Source organism: Brasilonema bromeliae SPC951 (assembly GCF_012912135.1).
Classification (GTDB): Bacteria; Cyanobacteriota; Cyanobacteriia; order Cyanobacteriales; family Nostocaceae; genus Brasilonema; species Brasilonema bromeliae.
Window position 1 is genome coordinate 1 of the sequence record NZ_QMEB01000104.1, and the last position, 19804, is coordinate 19804.

General features: G+C 43.3%; 16 protein-coding genes. 2 read left to right on the plus strand and 14 right to left on the minus strand.

The features are described from left to right. The 13 genes from DP116_RS14460 to DP116_RS14520 all read right to left on the minus strand — a co-directional run. The coding region (locus tag DP116_RS14460) for a response regulator (protein WP_169155853.1) at nt 1-562 on the minus strand (562 nt) is incomplete at its 3' end. 45 nt (nt 563-607) lie between these two features. Beyond that, the gene (locus DP116_RS14465) at nt 608-1003 is read right to left on the minus strand and encodes a VOC family protein (protein ID WP_169155854.1); all 396 of its coding nucleotides are present in this window, start codon (nt 1001-1003) and stop codon (nt 608-610) included. A gap of 229 nt (nt 1004-1232) precedes the next feature. Further along, nucleotides 1233-1982 carry an SDR family oxidoreductase gene (locus DP116_RS14470; RefSeq protein WP_169155855.1) on the minus strand — a complete coding sequence of 250 codons (750 nt, stop codon included), beginning with the start codon at nt 1980-1982 and terminating at the stop codon, nt 1233-1235. A 31-nt stretch (nt 1983-2013) separates the two neighbouring features. Continuing rightward, the gene (locus tag DP116_RS14475) at nt 2014-2727 is read right to left on the minus strand and encodes an SDR family NAD(P)-dependent oxidoreductase (protein ID WP_169155856.1); all 714 of its coding nucleotides are present in this window, start codon (nt 2725-2727) and stop codon (nt 2014-2016) included. After that, complete coding sequence (locus tag DP116_RS14480) at nt 2724-2951, minus strand: SDR family oxidoreductase (RefSeq protein ID WP_211173271.1); 228 nt, start codon at nt 2949-2951, stop codon at nt 2724-2726. Before DP116_RS14480 ends, DP116_RS14475 begins: the two co-directional genes overlap by 4 nt. 19 nt (nt 2952-2970) lie before the next feature. Further along, a complete protein-coding gene (locus DP116_RS14485) occupies nt 2971-3588 on the minus strand; it encodes a P-loop NTPase family protein (protein ID WP_169155858.1) in 618 nt (205 codons plus the stop codon). A 287-nt stretch (nt 3589-3875) separates the two neighbouring features. Continuing rightward, nucleotides 3876-4592 carry an SDR family NAD(P)-dependent oxidoreductase gene (locus DP116_RS14490; RefSeq protein WP_169155859.1) on the minus strand — a complete coding sequence of 239 codons (717 nt, stop codon included), beginning with the start codon at nt 4590-4592 and terminating at the stop codon, nt 3876-3878. A gap of 14 nt (nt 4593-4606) precedes the next feature. After that, on the minus strand, nt 4607-5800 hold the full coding sequence (locus DP116_RS14495) for an MFS transporter (RefSeq protein ID WP_169155860.1): 1194 nt from the start codon (nt 5798-5800) through the stop codon (nt 4607-4609). Nucleotides 5801-5890: 90 nt separating this feature from the next. Then, nucleotides 5891-6544, minus strand: coding sequence for a PEP-CTERM sorting domain-containing protein (locus DP116_RS14500; protein WP_169155861.1), 654 nt, complete (start codon nt 6542-6544; stop codon nt 5891-5893). Nucleotides 6545-6751: 207 nt separating this feature from the next. Continuing rightward, nucleotides 6752-7858 (minus strand): alkene reductase, encoded by a 1107-nt coding sequence (locus DP116_RS14505; protein ID WP_169155862.1) that lies wholly within the window; start codon nt 7856-7858, stop codon nt 6752-6754. 167 nt (nt 7859-8025) lie between these two features. After that, nucleotides 8026-8664 (minus strand): antibiotic biosynthesis monooxygenase, encoded by a 639-nt coding sequence (locus DP116_RS14510; RefSeq protein WP_169155863.1) that lies wholly within the window; start codon nt 8662-8664, stop codon nt 8026-8028. Nucleotides 8665-8924: 260 nt separating this feature from the next. After that, nucleotides 8925-12098, minus strand: a complete 3174-nt coding sequence (locus tag DP116_RS14515; protein ID WP_169155864.1) for an efflux RND transporter permease subunit — start codon at nt 12096-12098, stop codon at nt 8925-8927. A gap of 143 nt (nt 12099-12241) precedes the next feature. Next, the gene (locus DP116_RS14520) at nt 12242-13606 is read right to left on the minus strand and encodes an efflux RND transporter periplasmic adaptor subunit (protein ID WP_169155865.1); all 1365 of its coding nucleotides are present in this window, start codon (nt 13604-13606) and stop codon (nt 12242-12244) included. Nucleotides 13607-14265: 659 nt separating this feature from the next. On the opposite strand from DP116_RS14520, the gene DP116_RS14525 reads away from it, so the two are divergent. Together DP116_RS14525 and DP116_RS14530 are read left to right on the plus strand one after the other, a co-directional pair. Then, complete coding sequence (locus DP116_RS14525) at nt 14266-14691, plus strand: peptidoglycan-binding domain-containing protein (protein WP_169155866.1); 426 nt, start codon at nt 14266-14268, stop codon at nt 14689-14691. 189 nt (nt 14692-14880) lie between these two features. After that, nucleotides 14881-15252: a hypothetical protein gene (locus tag DP116_RS14530; protein WP_169155867.1), complete on the plus strand. Its 372-nt coding sequence runs from the start codon at nt 14881-14883 to the stop codon at nt 15250-15252. Nucleotides 15253-15521: 269 nt separating this feature from the next. Here the strand turns inward: DP116_RS14530 and DP116_RS14535 are convergent. Further along, nucleotides 15522-19804: SDR family NAD(P)-dependent oxidoreductase (locus DP116_RS14535; protein WP_169155868.1), on the minus strand; the 4283-nt coding region annotated here is incomplete at its 5' end.

Genomic DNA, 19804 nt, shown 5'->3' on the forward strand with positions numbered 1-19804 from the left:
CAGCGTATTCTACCAGTTTTTGTGCTTCTTCTGATAATTCGATATCCAACCACTGGTAAGGCACTTGATTTCGTGCGAGGAAATCTTTCACTTGATGGGAATGGGGCGACCAACGGTTACCGATGACGCGAATTCCTTCAAACGGTGGGTGGAAGGTTGCTTGCCAGTCATCAAGTAAATCGTCCAGCACTGGATACAAGCGTTCTTCTGGTGGATCCCACGGCTTCATCAAGTAGTAATCGATTTTTGTGTTGTTGATGGCACGGATGGCGGCGTCGGTATCTGCGTAGGCGGTGAGTAAGGCACGTTTTGCATCCGGGAACATTGACATCGCTTGTTCCAAAAACTCCACGCCGGACATGTGGGGCATCCGTTGATCGACAAGGAACAGCGATACTGGCTGATTGCGGAGTTTGAGTTGTTCCAAGGCTTCCAGGGCACTGGCACCAGAGTCAGCGCGGATAATTCGGAAGCGATCGCCATATTCCTGCCGCAGATCTCGCGCCACGGCTTGCAAAACTTCTGGATCATCGTCTACCGTTATGATGACAGGTTTAGCCATAGCGCTTCAGTGACCTCCCTTGTTTAATTCCTGGTTTTTTATATATCACACAAGAAACTCATATAAACCAATCAGAGTTCCATCTGGATCTCGAAGATAAGCTGTTTTAATTCCGTAGTAGGGATTATTCATAGGCGCTGCGGTAAATTCTACCCCTTTGTGTCTGAGTCGCTGATATTCCTCCTCTAAATCATGCACAGTAAAAATCAATACAACAGTATCTTGACATTCTGCATGAGCGGGCTTTTCTGCATTGTGAATCAATTGTGCCATTTCTTGCCGGTGGGATACGGCAAGTCTCATATCTCCGGCTTTAAACTCAGCATATCCCGCTTCTTGATCTTCTACAGCAATGTCAAATTCGATAACATCTTTGTAAAACAAGAAACAAGCTTTCCAATCTTTTACAAGCAATCTTGTGTATGATTTACTAACTTTCATAGACTTTGTACCTCTTTTCTTTGCGCCCTTTGTACGCCAGGTGCTTCAAGTCGGCGGAGCCGCCCAACGCACTGGCTCGTCTTTGCGGTTTTATTCCTTTATTAATTATTGATGACAACTGGAATACGGTGGTTATTTATTGGGTGAAAGACAGGTTTTTGTTGGGGGACAACATTGTACCCAGTGAAGGTGTTGCATCTAGAGGAAGTTCTCCGATACTCCTACACTGCTACAATTCCTGTTCGGTTGGGCGGATTAATATTTCATTGACATTAACACGAGGTGGCTGAGTTACGGCATAGACAATCGCAGCAGCAATATCCTCGCTTTCGAGTACCGTTGTTGACTGAAGAATCTCTTCTATTTTCTGCTTAGACTCTAGATTAGTAATGTGGTTAGCTAATTCCGTAGCCACCCCACCCGGTTCAATCACTGTTACACGGATTTTGTCTTTAGAAACCTCTTTCCGTAAGGCTTCACTAAACGCTCCTACTCCAAATTTTGTGGCATTATATACCGCGTAATCGGGTATAGCTACGCGACCAGCTACAGAGGAAATATTCACAATATGTCCTCCGCCCTGAGCCTTCATTAAGGGTAGGGTAGCATGAGTAGCATACATCAAACCCAACAGGTTGATGTCAATCATGCGCCGCCAATCTGAAGTATCTGCACCCTCAACTGCAGCGACAAGCATCACGCCAGCGTTATTGACCAGGATGTCTACACTGCCGAAATGAGTTTTGGTTTTCTGTACCATCTCAGTCACTTGGGTTTCATCAGTAACATCTGTTTGGATAGAAAATGCTTGTCCACCATTATCAGTAATTTGCTTGACTAACTTTTCTAGTCGGTCTTGGCGGCGTGCTGCTAAGGCAACTTTTGCTCCCTGGGCTGCTACTGCTAGGGCAGTTGCTTCTCCAATGCCAGATGAAGCACCAGTAATTAGCGCAACTTTTCCATTTAATTTCTGTGCCATTTTTTTCTCCTACGTGGAACTTATAAACGCTTCAGTAGGAAATTTCCCGGCGGTCGCGAAACAACTTTCCACTTAAATTTACTGAAGCTTCGGTTGCAAGCCAAATAGCAGTGTCAGCCCCCTGTTCAGGGGAACGGGGAGCAGAAGTCCCGCCCATATCTGTTTTTACCCAGCCAGGATCTATGGCGTTGACTGCAATGCCTTTTGCTTGCAAAGCATCTGCCAGCATAATGGTTGCACCATTGACGGTAAGTTTAGACAAGCAATAACTGGGGACATCAAAAGAAAGTCCATTCAACCGTCCGTAGCCACTGGAAACATTGATGATACGGGCTTGGGGTGCCTTTTCTAGTAGGGGTAAGAATGCTTGGCTTGTGCGAATAGGTCCAAAAGCATTAGTGTTCATTGTCTGATTTAGCAACTCACGGGAAATAGTGAGAATGTTCACACCTTCGTCAGGATAAATGCCTGCGTTATTTACCAGTACATCCAGTTGAGGGATTTCCTGACTTAAGTGCTTGACAGCTTGGTCAATGCTTTGGTCGTCTGCGATATCAAGTTCGACGACGCGCACTTTAGAGTTGACAGATTGCAATTTCTCTGCAGCAGTTTTGGCTGCAGAGAGCGATCGCGCTGCCACAATCACCTCAAACCCAGACTGCAGCAGTCCTTTGCAAATAGCAAAACCAATGCCCTTATTCCCGCCAGTCACAAGGGCGTATTTTCCTTGAAATTGTGAATTCATACGTATCCTCCTCCTGCTTGGAAAGTCTGTCCGGTAATCCATCGGCATTGGTCGCTCATAACAAAGGCGACGACATCTGCAATATCTTCTGTTTTTCCCAGACGGTTAAAGGGCGATTGTGCCGCTGCGGCTTTTGGCTCATCCCCAGAGTTGGCATACATCTCGGTTTCCGTTGGTTCTAGTGAAACTGTGTTCACTGTAATTCCGCGCTCACCAAGTTCCATTAAGGAGATTTTTTGTTATTTACGAAACCTCCATCAATTCCATACATTTGTTTGAAAGTTCGTCTGTCGTTGACACAGATTCTACATCAATACATATAAATCCAAGACGCTCAACCTTCTCCCTCATGCGTTTATTGTAGAATAGAGTAAGGTCTAGAAACTTTTGAATTAAGTGCTTTTCATCCTCACCTACATTATAAAAATTACTTTCACGCTTGATTCGGTTTCCCAAGAGTTGGTCGCTAGCCGTAAGCCAAATCGCTTTAACACCATTTTCGCCAACTAAATTCGCTACAAATTCTGGCCATAACGCAGATCCTTCAAGTATCAGGTATTCCGTTGATAAATCAAACGCATGAGAATGAACAATAGCCTCGATCTGCGGTAACACATTTTTCTCGTAATGCGACAATACATCTAAAAAAAGAGTGTCAACAGACCGAGTTCTATAATGTTCTGCTACATACTCACAGAATACCTTTCCATTTGCACTCACCCAAGGACGACCGGGATGCCGAGCGAGTTTGTCCGTACAACGATAACTCCAACCAAGCTTCGCCGCCAAAGATCGTCCAAGGGTTGATTTGCCTGCATGAGAAGAGCCGCCAATTAGAATCACTCGTGTTTCATTCTGCATAAACGCGAATCAAAACTTCGTTTGCTGCTGGTTCCGGTTGTGGTGCATCTTCATAAACTAGGGTTTCTGTCTACCGTGAGTATGAATACGTACTGCTTTTATTGTTGCCATTTTATGTTCTCCCTGTGAAGTCAGTTTGCAATGGATTCAAGTTCATGACTTCGTTTCCTTTTTGATAAGAAAGCTGCAAATCAAACCAAACCACATAAAAGAGATTGGCAAATGTTTCAAGCTGCTGTCTTTTCTGTTCTTGCGAAAAATGTTCTCATCTTGCTAAAACTTGAAAATCAGAATTTCTCTACAGCAGGTCGCAAATCAAGTTCCAAAGTCCATGCTGTTGCATCTTGTTGATAAAGTTGCCAATATGTTTGGGCGATCGCCTCCGGTGCCAGTAATGTATCTTCTTCAGCGTCCGATGCCATTGCTCGCACTCTTGGAGTATTAATCATGCCATCAATAATAATGTGAGCTACGTGAATTCCTTGAGGACAAAACTCCCGTGCCAACGACTGCGCCAATGCTCGTAGTCCAAATTTGCCCACTGCCAATGCTGCAAATTTAGCTGAACCTCTCACAGCAGCAGTGGCTCCTGTCAACAGAATAGTACCGCGACGTCGCTCAACCATTGCTGGAAGAACTTGCTGTACCGCTAAAAAAGCTCCAAAACAGTTCACTTTCCAACACGACTCAAACTGCTCTGGTGTCAGTTCCAGGATACCAGCCCTCTGAAATGCTCCAGCATTGTAGACAAAAACTTCTGGTGCACCTAGTTGTGAGGACACCTCCTCAAAAGCGGCTTTTACTGATGCAGGGTCACTTGCATCAACCGTAACAGACAATGCTTTCGCGCCAGACTGTTCAATTTCTGACTGAATTTGACTAAGCTGCTGTGAGTTTCTTGCCATCAATCCTACAGCAAAGCCTTCTCGTGCAAACCGATGAGCAACTGCAGATCCCAATCCCGGACCTACACCTAAAACAACTGCAACCTTTGACTGACTCATCTTATCTCCGTAAATTACAAGCAAGTGCAGTATCTAAACACAATAAGGGTAAGAATTGCAAACGCCACACCTACATAAAACACGCCGCTCATTCCTGCAAAACCAAAGACTACACCCATAACGAGTGGACCAATAGTTTGCCCTAAACCGTAAAATGTTCCATTGACAGATAGAATTGTAGCAAGATATTGTTTTGGTGATATCTCTGTCAAAAGAGTTTGGATACTAGGAAAACCAATCCCTAGACCAAGACCAAAAATTGTCGTTGGAATTAATAGTAACCAGATATTTTGTATTAAAGGAACAGTGAATAGAGCTAAAGCATACAAAATAAAAGATGCTCTAATTAAAGTTGTGGCTTTGAATGTTCTAGTTAGTCTTCCCAACTGAGATGCTGAGATCATAATTGCCACAGAAACAGTAGAAAGTAAGATTCCTATTGTGTAAGGTGGTGCTTTGAATGTCTCTTTAATTAAGTGTGGTAAATAAGTGACATGCGCTCCATACAATAGAAAGAAGTTGGCAGCACTAGCAATATAAAGTCCCAAAATCTGACGATTTTTTAGAACTTTTTTCGCATTACTCAAATATTCCTTGAGGTTATATTCGCCTTGAGGTTCAGGATTTTTTAATGCAAATAAGACTAGTAACCCGATAGGAATCGCTATTATCGGTAGCATAAAGGGGTAATACCAGCCAAATGTTGCCAGTGTACCGCCAATGAGGGGATAACTTGCTGTGCCAATACTGGTGATACTGGCATTGTAACCCATTGCAGTAGTACGTCTATCTGCTGTGTACAAATCGCCTATTAAAGTGATACTAAGAGACAGCAAAGAAGCAGCACCAATTCCTTGCAGAAAACGCAACAACAGCAGAAGGTTAAAGTCGCGGGCAAAGGCACAAGCAGTGCCAGCAATTCCAAATAAAAACAGTGAAGGAATGATAACTTTCTTTCTGCCCAATCTATCAGCCAGGACACCAATAATAGGACCGAAAACCAGAGATGGAAACGTATAAAATGTTATCAATAAACCAATATTTGTCGGGTTGACGCCCAGTTCATGAGCTAGCCTGGGAAAAGCCGGAGACACGCTGGCAACTCCCAAAACAGCTATCAAAGAAACTGCACAAATAATGTAAAAGTTTGTATCCATGTACAGAGTCTTTGGGGATTTCGGCTGCTTATTAGTGCTTGTTGGTTGCATAAAATTTATTTTTTTATATTAAATTTATTATGAATTCAATTGTGGGCATGGATGAACAAACTACCATGCCCGACAAGACGTTATGATGTCTTATGATTTTTTATTAGCAGAACCAAGGCGGCGTTGACGCAGCAAGAAACCAGCTCCCATTAAGCCTATGCCAACAAGCGTGGTGGAAGCTGTTGGTTCCGGAACTTTCTGGGGAACTTCAATAGGACCAGTTACTAAAGCTAGACCATTGAGGGTAATATTTTGTCCCAGATTGACTATGTCATCTTCAGAGAACAAGAGTGTGGCTGTAGCGTTCTCGAATATGCCCTCACCGCCAGTGATATTTACAATACCAGAACCTTTGGCTGTGAGGGTTTCAAAGTTAACTGCAGCGCTAGCATCACTAGTTCCAAACAACTTGTTCGTACCGCTACCGAACTGAATGTAGCCCAATGGAAAACCTTGTATGCCAAATGCCTCTGGATTGTTGTTAAAAGTAAGATTTCCATTGGCGTCAAGCACGGAGTATGTTAGACCCTCGTAAAGTTCTAAACCATACGGGGCGTCATCACTCACACCTACCTCAAATACTTGTGAAACGTCGCCAGCAATGGGCGTAATGTTAACTGTTGTCCGATAATAGCCAGTAAATGGATAGATGGTCTGTGCTGTTGCTCTTGCTGCATCTGAGCAAACACTAACTAAAGTGAGGGCTAGTGGAACCATCCACACCTTCAATGAACTGAGTATCATTAGCAATCCTCAAAGATTTAAAAATACTGTGTTTGACATTGAGTTGAATTTTCTCTTTGCCAGATATTTTCATAGCTTGTCGGCACTACAGACAATTACTGCCGTAATGTATCATTTTTACAATATCACGTTTAACAACTGTAAAAATGGCAAGTTTCCCTGTCAAAGATACGAGAGAGTAAGTGTGGAATCGTGCAGCCTTCAAGACTAATGCAAAAGATTACTAGATTGCAGTTCCAAAAAAGGGTAATCGGTGTATCCCTTTTCGTCTGGTGCGTAAAATGTTTTTACATCTGGCTGGTTTAAAGAAGCATCCAGTTCAAAGCGTTTTGGTAAGTCGGGATTAGAGATAAACAACTTACCAAAGGAAACCAAATCTGCATCACCATTGGCAAGTATGGTATCTCCCTTGGCATGGTCGTAACCGCCATTAGTAATTAAAGTTCCTTTGTAAATTTTACGGAAGTAGGGTGTTACCGGGTTCATCACATCGCGGGTTGCCAAATCACCCTCATTCGGTTCCATTAAGTGAAGATATGCTAATCCAAAGCGATTAAGAGCATTTATTGCATAAGCAAAAATTTCTTGTGGATTCGAGTCGCCCATCCCGTAGAATGTATTACTAGGTGAAAGTTTGATCCCAACACGATTTGCACCCCACACACTGGCAACTGCTTCCACGACTTCCAGCAAAAATCGTGCTCGATTTTCTATCGAACCACCGTATTCATCAGTGCGTTGGTTTGTCCAATCTTGCAAAAACTGGTCAATTAAGTAACCAAATGCCCCATGCAATTCCACACCATCGAATCCCGCAGCACGAGCGTTTTGTGCACCTTTGCGAAACTGCTCGACAATTTCAGGAATTTCATGTGTTTCTAAAGCACGAGGTGTTTCCATTGCTACTTTACCTATCGGAGTGTGCAGTTGCCCTGAAGCAGCAATTGCAGAAGGTGCAACTGGTAATTGTCCACCCAATAAAGAAGGATGAGAAACCCTGCCAGAGTGCCACAGTTGTAAGAAAATTCTTCCCCCTTTCTCATGTACGGAATCTGTCACTTGCCGCCATCCATCTACTTGTTCTGGTGAGTATATACCCGGGCAATTAATGTAGCCTAAACTCAGAGGTGAAACCATTGTGCATTCAGTAACGATGAGTCCTGCTGTTGCCCGTTGCGTGTAGTAAGTCGCCATCAATGAGTTGGGGATGTTGTCAATAGCTCGCAAACGGGTCATTGGTGCCATCACCATCCGGTTTGGTAGAGTGTAAGGACCAAGTTGAACGGGAGTGAAAAGATTGATATCGGAAGTCATATAAATTACCATTACTCCATTATTCTTGTTGACCTCGTTCCCGGGCTGGAGCTTGGGAACGCATAACTGTGGGCTGCTGCCTTAGCTGTTAACATATAGAGGCTGAGCCTCTAAGATTTCATTCCTTGGCTGAGCCAAGGAACGAGGAAACGAGGAAAGCAAACAAATTAATTACTAGGCTGAGTGTAGACGACTTCGTAAAGATGAAACTCGTTTTCAGCTAAACCTTGCCAATACTCATTCAAGGGCTTATATTTTGGGTCTTTGAGCAGTTCTTCAAAATCTGCAAAACTGCGCCACTGTCCATAGTTCACATTATGCACGCCATCAAGCGAACGGTGGAAATTAGCAGAAAGGAGTCCTGGATTTTGCAAACCGACTCCTACATATTCCCTTTCCAATTCCACTAAGCGCATCTGATTTTCTGGCTTGACTCGGAATTCTGCAAGGTGAATCAAACCGCCTTTAGAAATTTTAAGTGTAGTGTCATCTGGTTTAGAGACAACCACCTCGTAAACGTGCGACTCGTGAATCTGAAACTGGAAAAGTTTAGCTCCTTTTGCTTGCACTTCGGAATTGTTGATAAATGCTTGGTAGTCTTCCAGCGTTTTCCATTGGGCATAATTCATCACCCGGACGCCATCAATACTTTTGTGGATGCTAGATGAAACAAAACCAGGCTGATGCTTCACCGTTGTTTCAAGGAATTCGATGATAGTATCAATAAGTTCCTGCTGACGTTCCGGTTCTATGGCGAAGATAATGATCACCGTAATGACATCGTTGTTTTTGGCAATCGTAGGCATCGCTTTCTCTCCTGATGTGTTGGTGAATGGCAATTAATTGGAATCACGCAAAATTGGAATTTGAAAGCATCGTACCTTGTGTCATGCACTACTGCTACTAGCCATTTTTCTAGGTTGTTAATCACAAAAGTTATGCGAAACAGACATATTGTCTGACACAGGCGTCGTTGCTTGTTATCTGAATGATTGGCACACAATGTTTCATGATTTCTTGACACGAAAAACAATAGGTGGGGTACGTCCCCACCTACTCAGTTAATTTACCGACGAGTTTCAGTAGGAACTCTACCATCCTCAACGGGCTGTAGCCGTGGAGATTTATCGCGTCGTGTGAGGCGATCGCGAATTTTTCCAATCACTATGTACAGAATTGGCACAACAAACAGACTTAAGAAAGTAGAGACAAGCATCCCACCAACAACAGCAGTACCAAGGGATTTTCGACTAGCCGCCCCTGCTCCTTCTGGAAAAACTAATGGCTCAATACCTAGAATAAAAGCAAAAGAAGTCATGAGAATTGGTCGTAAGCGTTCTTGTGAAGCTTGGATTGCTGCTTTGGTAATCGAAAGCCCCTGCTCGTGTAGTTGGTTGGCGAACTCTACAATCAAAATTGCGTTCTTACTTGCCAAACCAATCAGCATCACTAAACCGATTTGACAATAGACATCATTAGCTAGACCCCGCAACGACTGTGCCGACAGTGCTCCCAAAATAGCCAGAGGGACTGCGAGCATAATAATCAAAGGGTCAACATAGTTCTCATACTGAGCCGCCAGCACTAGGAATACAAAGACAAGTCCCAAGCCGAAAATCAGAGGTGCTTGACCGCCGGACTGTTGCTCTTCAGCAGCAACTCCCGACCATTCATAACCAAAGCCTGCTGGTAAAACCTGCTTCGCCACTTGCTGCATCGCTTGAATTGCTTGCCCTGAGCTAAAACCAGGAGCGGCTGCACCGTTGATTTCAATTGAGCGGAACAAGTTATAGTGATTAATTGTTTGCGCCCCGGTATTTGAAGTCACTTTTACCAGATTGCTCAAGGGAATCATTTGATTGTTAGCAGAACGGACATACAGTAAACCAATATCCGCAGGATTTGAGCGAAACTGAGTATCTGCTTGAACATACACTCGGTAAGTTCTTTGGAGATAATTAAAATCGTTGACGTAGCGTGAACCTAAGTAACTCTGTAGCGTATTAAAGATATCGCCAACGTTGACTTGCAGCGCCTTAGCTTTGTTGCGGTCTACTTCAATCAAAAGCTGAGGCGTATTTGCGGAAAAAGTGCTAAATACAGCTTGCAATCCTGGTGTTTGATTGCCCCGTTGGAGTAACTGACCCATGACTTGCAGCATGGTATTTAAACCACTATTGCCTTTTCTATCTTGTAGCTCAAATTGGAAACCACCAAAACTGCCTAAACCTTGAATTGCTGGCGGATTAACTGGCAAAATTCTTGCTTCTGTAATCGTTGAGAACTTGCCTGCCAAATTTTTGATGATTCCCTGTGCTGACTGGCTAGCCTCATGGCGCTCGTCCCAAGGTTTGAGTGTTGTAAAAATTGCACCACTGTTGGCAGTGCTACCACTAAAACCAAAGCCACCAATCGCGAAAGTTCCCACAACTTCAGGCAATTTGAGAATTTCTGCTTCTACCTGACTCATGACTTTGCTGGTGTAATTGAGCGAAACCCCCTCAGGTCCCTGAATAATGGTGATGAAATAGCCTTGGTCTTCCTCGGGAAGAAATGCCTGAGGCACGCGGGTGTACAGCCAGCCGGTTAGCCCTAAAGACAAGATAAACAGCAACACTATGATTGCTGTAATACGATTTAAGCGGTAGAGAGTTCGCTCATATTTTCTGCGCGTCCAATTAATGAAGTTATTAAACTTTGTAAATACCCAGCCGAGCACACCGCCCGGTTTTTGTCCGCGACGCAGTAGCAGGGCTGAAAGGGAAGGAGTTAGAGTAAGGGCAAGAAAAGTAGAAATTGCAATAGAAAATGCTATTGTTAAAGCAAATTGGCGATAAATTTGCCCTGTAGAGCCTGGGAAAAAGGCAACAGGCACAAAAACTGCCATTAGCACTAAGGAAGTGGCGATGAGTGCCCCAAAAAGTTCACCCATTGCTGCGGAGGCTGCTTGACGCGGTGACATTTCCTCATCCTCCATCAGGCGAGTAATGTCCTCAACTACGATAATCGCGTCATCAACCACTAGTCCTGTGGCTAAAGTCAAACCAAACATGGTCAACGTGTTGATTGAAAACCCAAAAACCTTAACAAAGGCAAAAGTACCAATCAATGTCAGGGGAATGACAATAACGGGAATGAGAGTGGTGCGCCAGTCTTGTAAAAAGATAAAAATGACTATAACTACAAGGACAATTGCCTCAAACAGCGTCTTGAATACTTCGGAAAGGGATGCTTCCACAAATAAGGTCGTATCAAACGCGACCTGGTAGTCCATCCCAGGGGGAAAGTCTTGAGCAAGTCGCGCGATTTCGAGTTTGACTGCCTTAGCAACATCCAAAGCATTACTTCCCGGAGTCGGAAATATACCGATACCTACACCCTCTTTGGCTCTAAACCGTAGGAAGGAGCCATAGTTTTCTGCTCCCAGTTCTGCGCGACCTACATCTTTGAGCTTGATCAGCGTGCCATTTTGATCTGTTTTGAGAATCATGTCCTCAAATTCGGACGGTTCCTTGAGTCTGCTGAGGGCTTGCAGGTCTATTTGATACATTTGGTCTTTTGGAGCTGGTTGTTGACCAATTTGCCCAGCACCTACCTGTATGTTTTGTTCATTGAGGGCATTAATCACATCTTGGGCGGTGAGGTTGCGACTAGCAAGGCGGTTGGGATCAAGCCACAGACGCATAGCATAGCGGCGTTCACCAAAAATCCGCGCCTCACTCACACCGCTAATTCTTTTGAGAGCATCTACTATGTAAAGGTCAGCGTAATTGCTTAAAAATACGTTGTTGAACTCATTTTTTTCACTGTACAGCCCGATCGCCAACAGGATATTAGAAGACTGCTTGCTAACAGTGACCCCAGTCCGCTGTACCGGTTCTGGTAACTGCGGTTCAGCCAGCGATACCCGATTTTGGACATCGACTGCTGCAATATCCTTATTGCGAGACGCGTCAAATGTGACTCTAATCGTACTGGAGCCATTGTTACTACTACTCGAAGTCATGTACTTCAAGCCCTCGACCCCGTTGATTTGCCGCTCTAAGACAGTCGTCACCGTATTTTCTACGACTTCAGCACTGGCTCCAACATAGTTTGCAGTGACGTTAACTTGAACTGGGCTGATTTCTGGATACTGCGCCGTGGGTAGTGTGGGAATGCTAACTGCTCCAACTAGCAAAATAAGAATAGCGCAGACACTGGTGAAGACAGGTCGCTTGATGAAAAAGTCAACGAACATAAGTTATGGAGGAATGGTAAGTTGCACAACAGGGAGTAGGGGAAGTGGGCAGAAATTCAAAATTTTGAATTTTGAATTTTGAATTTTGAATTTTGAATTTTGAATTTTGAATTTTGAATTGATTTGTCCCCTTGTTCCTATTGCTAAGACTCAGGAATAATGGGAACGCCATCTCTAAGATTGAGTAGCCCCGAAACAATAATTCTGTCTCCTGGCTCTAATCCTTGAAGAACTTGGTAGTTGTTACCTGTAATGTTGCCTAGTTTCACGCGTTTTTGCCGAGCTACTAGTTGGAATGTTCGTTGTTGATTTCCTTGGGTTTTTTCTGCTTGAGGTTTTTCTCCTTGAGGAGGTTTTGATGGTGCTGGAACTGCTACATAAATAAAAGTTTCTCCTGCCAAATTAGTCACTGCTGTTGTTGGAACTAATACTCCTGGGCGCTGACTCCAGATCACTCTTGCGTAAGCAACCTGATCCGTACGTAATTCATTTTTAGAATTGTCATAGAGCGCTTTCACAAGTAAAGATTGAGTATTATTACTGGCATTAGGAGATATAAAAAATACACGGCTCATCCCTATACTCTTGCCTTGTGCATCCATCACCTCTACTGGTGTTCCTTTACGTAGTTGAGATCCTCGCTCAACAGGCACAGAAATATTCAATTCTAAAGGTTGGTTTTGAGTAATAGTAACTAATTGTGTAGAAGTATTGACAAAATCACCAACTTTCACTGGTATGTTTCCAACTGTGCCAGGAAAGGGAGCAGTAATTTTGTAGTACTGAAGCTGGACTTGTTGTTGTTTGATATTGGATTGTGCTTGCTTTAAAGATTTTTCAGCTTCGTTAATGGTAGCTTGCTGTGCTTTGATCTGGGCTTCTGTTTGACCCAGAGCAGCTAGTGATGTTGCGAGTTTGTTGGCATACTGTTCACTCGTCTGTCGAGAGACAGCTCCTTGAGACGCCAAACTGGTATACCTTTCGTAGTCTTGCTGGTTCAATTTCAAATCAGCTAGTTTAGACAACCGTTGAGCTTCCAAGGATCTGAGGTTAGCACGGGTATTCTCCAGTTGTGACTGAGCGACCTCAGCAGCAGCATCCACACTACCGACAGCTGCTTGTTGCTGTCTAGCGTCTACTTGGATAATCGGAGTTCCCGCAATCACTGTATCTCCGTATTTTACAAATACTTGTGCCACTTGACCTTGAACTCTCGGCTGAAGAGTCACTGATCGGCGCGATTCTACGGTAGCAAGGTACTGTTGACTATCCTCAATCATCCCAGCTTGTACTGTAGATATCTTGACTCTTGCTGCTGGCGGTTGAGCGTTAGCAGTTGCGGGTGCTTTGTTTTGAGGAGCCAGCCAACGCCAAAGTGCAAAACCTCCGCCTGCTAGTAGTAGGGCTAACAATAACCAAAGCCACCTTCGCTGTTTGCGGGGTGGCTCTTCTAATTGGGCATCTTGACGACTGTCTTCAAGATGAGTTTGAGGCTCAGGAGATTTCATGACTTACAGAGCACCTAAGAAGAAATAATCACACAATTTAATCAAAACAGGAGCCTTGATAGCAAAATTGCTTAGCTAGCATCAGGCTTTTACGGAAACCACTTAGTAGTCCATTTCAATATACTTCTTCCGTTTAGTTGTCTAATCTATCCAAAGGAGAATGATATAAATAAGCTTACATATAACTGTTCCATGTTGTCTTTTCTGTTCTTGCGAAAAATGTTTTAATCTTGCTATTACTCACCAAAATAATTCTAAGTCCCTAAGGAGCCACGCTCGTTGCAGAAATTCCCCTTCCTGCATGCAAACTGCCCTCCCTTATTCGCATATCTCCTTAAAAGACGCTCTCGTTAATCTCCGAAACTAAGCACATTCAAGTCATGATTTTGGCTGACACCGCCTGAAAAACTGCGTTTTTTATACATAATCTACGTAAATTGATACGTTCTGCAATTACAATAGTACCCTTTAGTTACTTGATTGAGAGGACTGGGGGAATCGCGCTCAGACTGCGGTCGAATTTATCTTCCTGCAAACACTTGTCCTGGATTTCTCGGTGGTGATCGACGTGGCAAAAGTCGTCAAAGCTGATTTCAGGAATATCAAATGAATGTGATGTAGGAGTAGACAGACAATAAATTTTTAAGGCTGAAAAATCAATGGCAATCACAGGAACTCCTACACCAGAACGTCAGACAGCACAAGGATATCGTATTCCTGATTATTCAAAGAATAATTATAAAGAATTGATGAATATCTTGCATGGTTTTGGATATGTAAACCCAGAAGACCAAAGCAATGATGTTGATAAAAAAGCTCTGATAGCTTTTCAAAAATATATGAAAATTACAGCCGATGGGGTGTATGGTCCAAAAACCCAAGAAAAACTTGCTGAAGCTATGAGAATTCTCCACGGAAACTTAAATACAGTTCTCAAGACAAACTTTTCCTTCAATGAACCATTTTATGGACCAAAAACGACTGATGCAGTTAAACAGTTTCAGCACAAGTACAACGTAGGAGCACCAGCAGGAGAAGCAAATTTAGTAACTCGTCAAAAACTTGCTGAACAAGCAAGTAAATAACTCGTTGAAATCTGCTAAGTAGCTCAACAAACGTAAAACGTAAAATGTCATTACGAGCCAAATCAAACCCTATGATCAAAGGGCAATCACGGTGAATTCAAGTAATTGCCAACACTCTATTTTACGTTTATTCATGTTGACCTACTTAGCCAGCACTCACAGTTTAAGACAACAAACGAGTACAAAACAATGCAAGGTAAAAAAAGACATTTCCAAGCTATAGGCTTATCTGTATCTCTCTTTGCCGCCTCTGCTATTGGCTTGCTGGCTAGCCACAGTGTTGTACAAGCAAAGAAGCCAGTTCCAAGACCCACAGTTGCCACAGTAAAAAGCATGGTAAATGGTGACCTCATGTGTTACGTCAACTTAGTAGATGAAAAAGGAAAACAGTATAACAGTGTCGGTGCATCGTTTGAGATTTGTGCAAATGAAAAACGTTTTTTAAACAAGAAAGTGCAGCTATCTTATAGCCAAGCTTCAGTCAATGATTGCCAAAGTGCTGAGCCTTGCGGTAAATCCCGAATAGAAACTCTCATTACGAAGATGAAAATCATCCGGTAATTGTATAAGCGAATTGGCAATTATTAAGAATCACAATCAAGTTACACACTATCAAGCTTATGAGGAAAATCAAGGATTAGAGGTAAATTGGTATCGCGATTAACTTTTTTACGAGGTCTACCCCTACCAGAGTAAGCAGTCTGAACTCAACTCGCTTGGCATATCTGCGGCTACGGTTGGGGCAAGTTGAATCAGATAGAAGCAGATCACGCTCAGGCAAAATCCTATGCTTTGCAACAAGTTTGTTTTTTTGAACTTCATAAGAGGTTTTAAGTAATATATTGATTGAGCTTTTCTGCTAATTTGGGACTTTTTACGAGCTGGTAATGTCCTCCATAAATTAAGTGTTTTTCTAAACCTCCAATTGCAAGAGTATCCCAACCACCAGACGAGTCTGCGGTCATTTCTTCAGGTTGAACGCTTGCGCAAAACAAGACAATCGATCCAGTATATGGTTGGGGGCGATAGCGAAGCCGCGCTTGGATGTTGGCTTGGAAGACTTGAAATAAGCGACGAATTTGTGCTAGTTCTAACTCCGGTGGTAGAACTATAGCTGTCTTAGCCTGCTCTAAAATATAAGTCAATTGTGCGTCTAATTCTAGTTCTTGTAGTTGAGCCAGTGATACTACCAACTCTTTTCCTAAAAGACTACCAAGGTCTTGGGCAAAGTAGTAGGAAGCTAAGGTAGCATCATCTAGAACCCGAACGCTTGACTTTTGTGACAAAATGCGCTTGCGTTGTTCCGATACCTGGTCTATTACTTTTGGAGTGTAGCTGTCGAGCAGTGCTAGCAACGCTACTTCTTGTCCGGAAACGGATAACTGTTGGGCTATCTCAAAGGCGATCGCCCCTCCTAAAGACCAACCTCCTATATAATAGGGACCAGTGGGCTGAATGGTTTGAATGGCTTTAATATAATGGGTTGCCATGTCTTCCACACAGGTCATCGGTTCTTGTTCCCCATTGAGTCCTACTGATTGCAGTCCATAAAATGGCTGTTCGTCACCGAGATGACGGGCTAAATCAGCATAGCAAAGGACATTACCACCAACGGGATGGACGCAGAAGAAGGGCGAGCGATTACCTTTTGGTTGAATGGGAACTAAGCAGGAAAATGGTTGCTCTTGATGCTGCTGTCCAATTGTTGCGGCTAAACCGGCAATATTAGGAGTTTTGAAGAGATTTTGCAAGGGTAAGTCTACAGAAAATTTGTTCTGCAACCGATACATCACTTGCAGCGCTCGCAAGGAATGACCACCCAGTTGAAAGAAGTTGTCGTAAATCCCGACATTTTCAACGCCTAGTACATCTTCCCATATTTTTGCTATTTCCCGTTCTACATCGTTCCGAGGTGCTACCCGTTCGCCTTTGTGAGGTATAATTTTGCCGACAAGCTTGTGAAGATCGATTTCACCGCTATCGGTAAGGGGCATTTCCTCTACTAACTGAAGCTGACAGGTGGTAGGAGTGCCGAAGCGATCGCACAGTGTTTGTGGTATTGCGGGTACTGTGCCTGTAAAATAGGCGATTAATTTTTCGCAACTATCACATTCGGACTGATAGCGTTGTATATTTGCCTTGTTGCCATCTATACCGATGGTCAAGCGTGTGGGTTCCAAACTCATTCCTGCCAAAAATGCATAAATTCCTTGCTGCTTCTCAATCGCATAGTAACCGCGATCGCGACTGAGTTGTTTCATTTCATAGCCCCGACTCATACCAGTTTCGTCCCACATACTCCAAGCAAAACAATAACTCTGCAAGGAACTGCGAGTTCTTTGGCAGTCAGAAAAAGCATCAAGAAAACTGTTGGCTGCGGCATAAGCACCCACAGTCGTCCCGCCAAAAAAACCGTTGATCGAAGAAAAGTTGATAAAAATACTATCAGGTTTATCTTTAATCAATTGGTGTAGTACCCACGTTCCAGATACCTTAGAACGCAAGGCTGTTGCCAAACCTGTCTGCGTTTCTGACTCTATTAAACTCTCACGGGCTACACCTGCCAAGTGAATAATCCCATCCAATTCGCCCAATGCAGATATGATGACTTCCATACCCGGGCGATCGCAAATATCGACTGTTTCATAAACTACAGTCCCATTTAGCTGTTGTAATTGCTCAAAAGCTGCGAGTTTTTCTGCCAGTAGCGGTGTCCGACCAACCAATAATAACCTGGCATGATAATTTTCCAGCAGGTATTTCGCAATTTCTACGCCAATTCCTCCCAACCCGCCAGTAATAAGATAGCTCCCTCCTGTTTTAAAAGGTAATGGTTGCTTAAATTCACTCTCCCAGTTTACTCGTAAAAGACGCGGAACCAAACGCTGTCCTTTGCGGTACGCAACTTCTCGTTCTCCTGTTATGTCTTGCATCTCCGCTAGAATATAATCCCCGTTGACTTCAACTAGATCGACATATAAATCAATATGACGACAGTTCAACCAAGGCATTTCTTGAGGGATCGTTTTCAGCAAACCAAGAACTGAAGATTTTTCATAAGCAATCTCCTCAGTAGTTTCTGTCAACTGGGTATGGCTGGAAATGAATAACAGTTTTACTGGGTTTTGTTCGCCTTGAACCTTTGCCAAAGCTTGTACCAAGAATAATAAACTGTAAACTCCGGTATTTTGAGCCGTTTCCAATTCTGCCAGACTGGAAATTTCTCCTTTATATTTGCTGTAATTCCATAAATGTATGATTTGCTCGATATATTTTTGCTTGGCTGTGATGCTTTCTAGTAGTAACTGATAATCTTCTGCTCTTTCTGGATTTATACTGTAGCTATCGTCGCTGATTTTCGCAAAAACCGAGCCTACCGATACTTTAATACAAGATTGATTTTCTTGCGTCAGTTGCTCGCCGATATAATCCCCCAAACCTAATGGATCAATAAAGACTAATGTCGGTCCTGTTGACACCGTCAATCGGCGTACTTGTTTTGTTTGCCAGACTTGGCGGTAAAACCAATCAGGAATTGTTTTGGCATTCTCCAACAGGATATCTACTTTTTTGAGAATAGAGTTGAATTCGCCTGTTTCTAATTGCTGACACAGTTGCGATCGCTGAATTTTGCCAATAGAAGTTTTGGGAATGGCGGTCTTGTCTACAGGCAGTAAATAATCAGGTTTAATGCCAATTTGACTGACAACTTGCTGCTGAATTTCTTCTAATTTTTCCCGCAAGAGACGTTCGTTATCAGCGAGGGGACTAGAGAAAAATATCGCTAATTTATCTCGTTCTACAGATACCGCAGCCGTGTATGACACTTCAATATCAGGAATTTTTTCGACAACGGCTTCAATTTCATGGCTGTAATAATTAGCCCCATTAATAATAATTACATCTTTTTGCCGTCCCGTAATTGTTAAGCGTCCCGCTTGGAGAAATCCAAGATCGCCTGTAGCGAACCAGCCATCTGTAGTAAAGACTTCTCCATTGAGTTGAGAATTGTTATAGTAACCTTGTGTGACCGACTCGCCCTTGACTTGTAAATACCCGACTGTCCCTTCTTCTAAAACCTGATTTTCACTGCTGACGATTCTCAAAGACACACCCGGAATGGGAAGCCCTAGTTCTGCAAAAATCGAAGTTGGGTTTTCTGACAAAAACTTGTCAGAAAAAGTCACACCTGAAGAAGTTTCTGCCATTCCCCAAGAGGAATGCATAGCAGAGGCAGATAATTGGTGGGGTTGAAATAATTCCCAAAATCTTTGGGCAGTTTGCGGTACAATTGGTTCGGCAGTATTTAGCAAAGACCTGACAGCAGACAAATTCCACTTCCGCTGTTTGATTTCATCAGATTGCTCGTTAACAAGAGTAAAGGCAAAATTAGGACTCCAAGTCGTTGTCACCTGATAGCGTTCCAACAAGTCAAACCATGTCAGCGGCTGATGTAAAACTACATCTGTGGGTGCGTGAATTTGCTCGCAACCGAGAAATACGCATCGGATACAACAGCGAATCAGAGGTCCGGGATGGTCTAGCGGTAACCAATTGAGAGATATATCTTCTTGAGTCAATTGGCTGACTTGGGAAGTAGCCGCCACGCTACTTAATATATTCCAATGACTTAGCATTACTCCTTTAGGCATTCCCGTACTTCCGGAAGTTAAGAGTAAAATTGCTAAATCATCTGGCTGACTGAGATGATAACTGGGATCGGGGTCGTACTCGTGGAGGCGATCGCAACTTTCCACTTGAAAATTCTCTAAACCCAGAAGCCCCGACAAAGAAGCGATCGCCTCCACCAGTTCAATGCTTGCCAGAATGATCGGCTTTTCCAGCATTTGCCAAGCATTGTGCAATTTATTCACAGCATTATTGACTTGGCTGTAGGTAGGGGCGATCGCCAGGGGGACAGGTACAAAACCTCCCAGAATACAGCCCCAAAATGCTGGAATAAAATCTTGCGGATTTTTGATTTGCAGTATAACTTTATCTTGGGGTTGGAGACCGAGTTTTTTCAAGCCTGCATTGATGCGTTGTGCCTGTGTCAGCAAATCCTCATAGGATTGAAATAACTCGTTACCATCGCGCTGTATATATATAATAT

Bases quoted from the DNA above. Each gene is read 5' to 3' on its own strand.
- DP116_RS14530 (WP_169155867.1), top strand. From the start codon at position 14,881: ATGCAAGGTAAAAAAAGACATTTCCAAGCTATAGGCTTATCTGTATCT.
- DP116_RS14520 (WP_169155865.1), bottom strand. From the start codon at position 13,606: ATGAAATCTCCTGAGCCTCAAACTCATCTTGAAGACAGTCGTCAAGAT.
- DP116_RS14500 (WP_169155861.1), bottom strand. From the start codon at position 6,544: ATGATACTCAGTTCATTGAAGGTGTGGATGGTTCCACTAGCCCTCACT.
- DP116_RS14515 (WP_169155864.1), bottom strand. From the start codon at position 12,098: ATGTTCGTTGACTTTTTCATCAAGCGACCTGTCTTCACCAGTGTCTGC.
- DP116_RS14495 (WP_169155860.1), bottom strand. From the start codon at position 5,800: ATGCAACCAACAAGCACTAATAAGCAGCCGAAATCCCCAAAGACTCTG.
- DP116_RS14470 (WP_169155855.1), bottom strand. From the start codon at position 1,982: ATGGCACAGAAATTAAATGGAAAAGTTGCGCTAATTACTGGTGCTTCA.
- DP116_RS14505 (WP_169155862.1), bottom strand. From the start codon at position 7,858: ATGACTTCCGATATCAATCTTTTCACTCCCGTTCAACTTGGTCCTTAC.
- DP116_RS14510 (WP_169155863.1), bottom strand. From the start codon at position 8,664: ATGCCTACGATTGCCAAAAACAACGATGTCATTACGGTGATCATTATC.
- DP116_RS14475 (WP_169155856.1), bottom strand. From the start codon at position 2,727: ATGAATTCACAATTTCAAGGAAAATACGCCCTTGTGACTGGCGGGAAT.
- DP116_RS14490 (WP_169155859.1), bottom strand. From the start codon at position 4,592: ATGAGTCAGTCAAAGGTTGCAGTTGTTTTAGGTGTAGGTCCGGGATTG.
- DP116_RS14465 (WP_169155854.1), bottom strand. From the start codon at position 1,003: ATGAAAGTTAGTAAATCATACACAAGATTGCTTGTAAAAGATTGGAAA.
- DP116_RS14480 (WP_211173271.1), bottom strand. From the start codon at position 2,951: ATGGAACTTGGTGAGCGCGGAATTACAGTGAACACAGTTTCACTAGAA.
- DP116_RS14525 (WP_169155866.1), top strand. From the start codon at position 14,266: ATGGCAATCACAGGAACTCCTACACCAGAACGTCAGACAGCACAAGGA.
- DP116_RS14485 (WP_169155858.1), bottom strand. From the start codon at position 3,588: ATGCAGAATGAAACACGAGTGATTCTAATTGGCGGCTCTTCTCATGCA.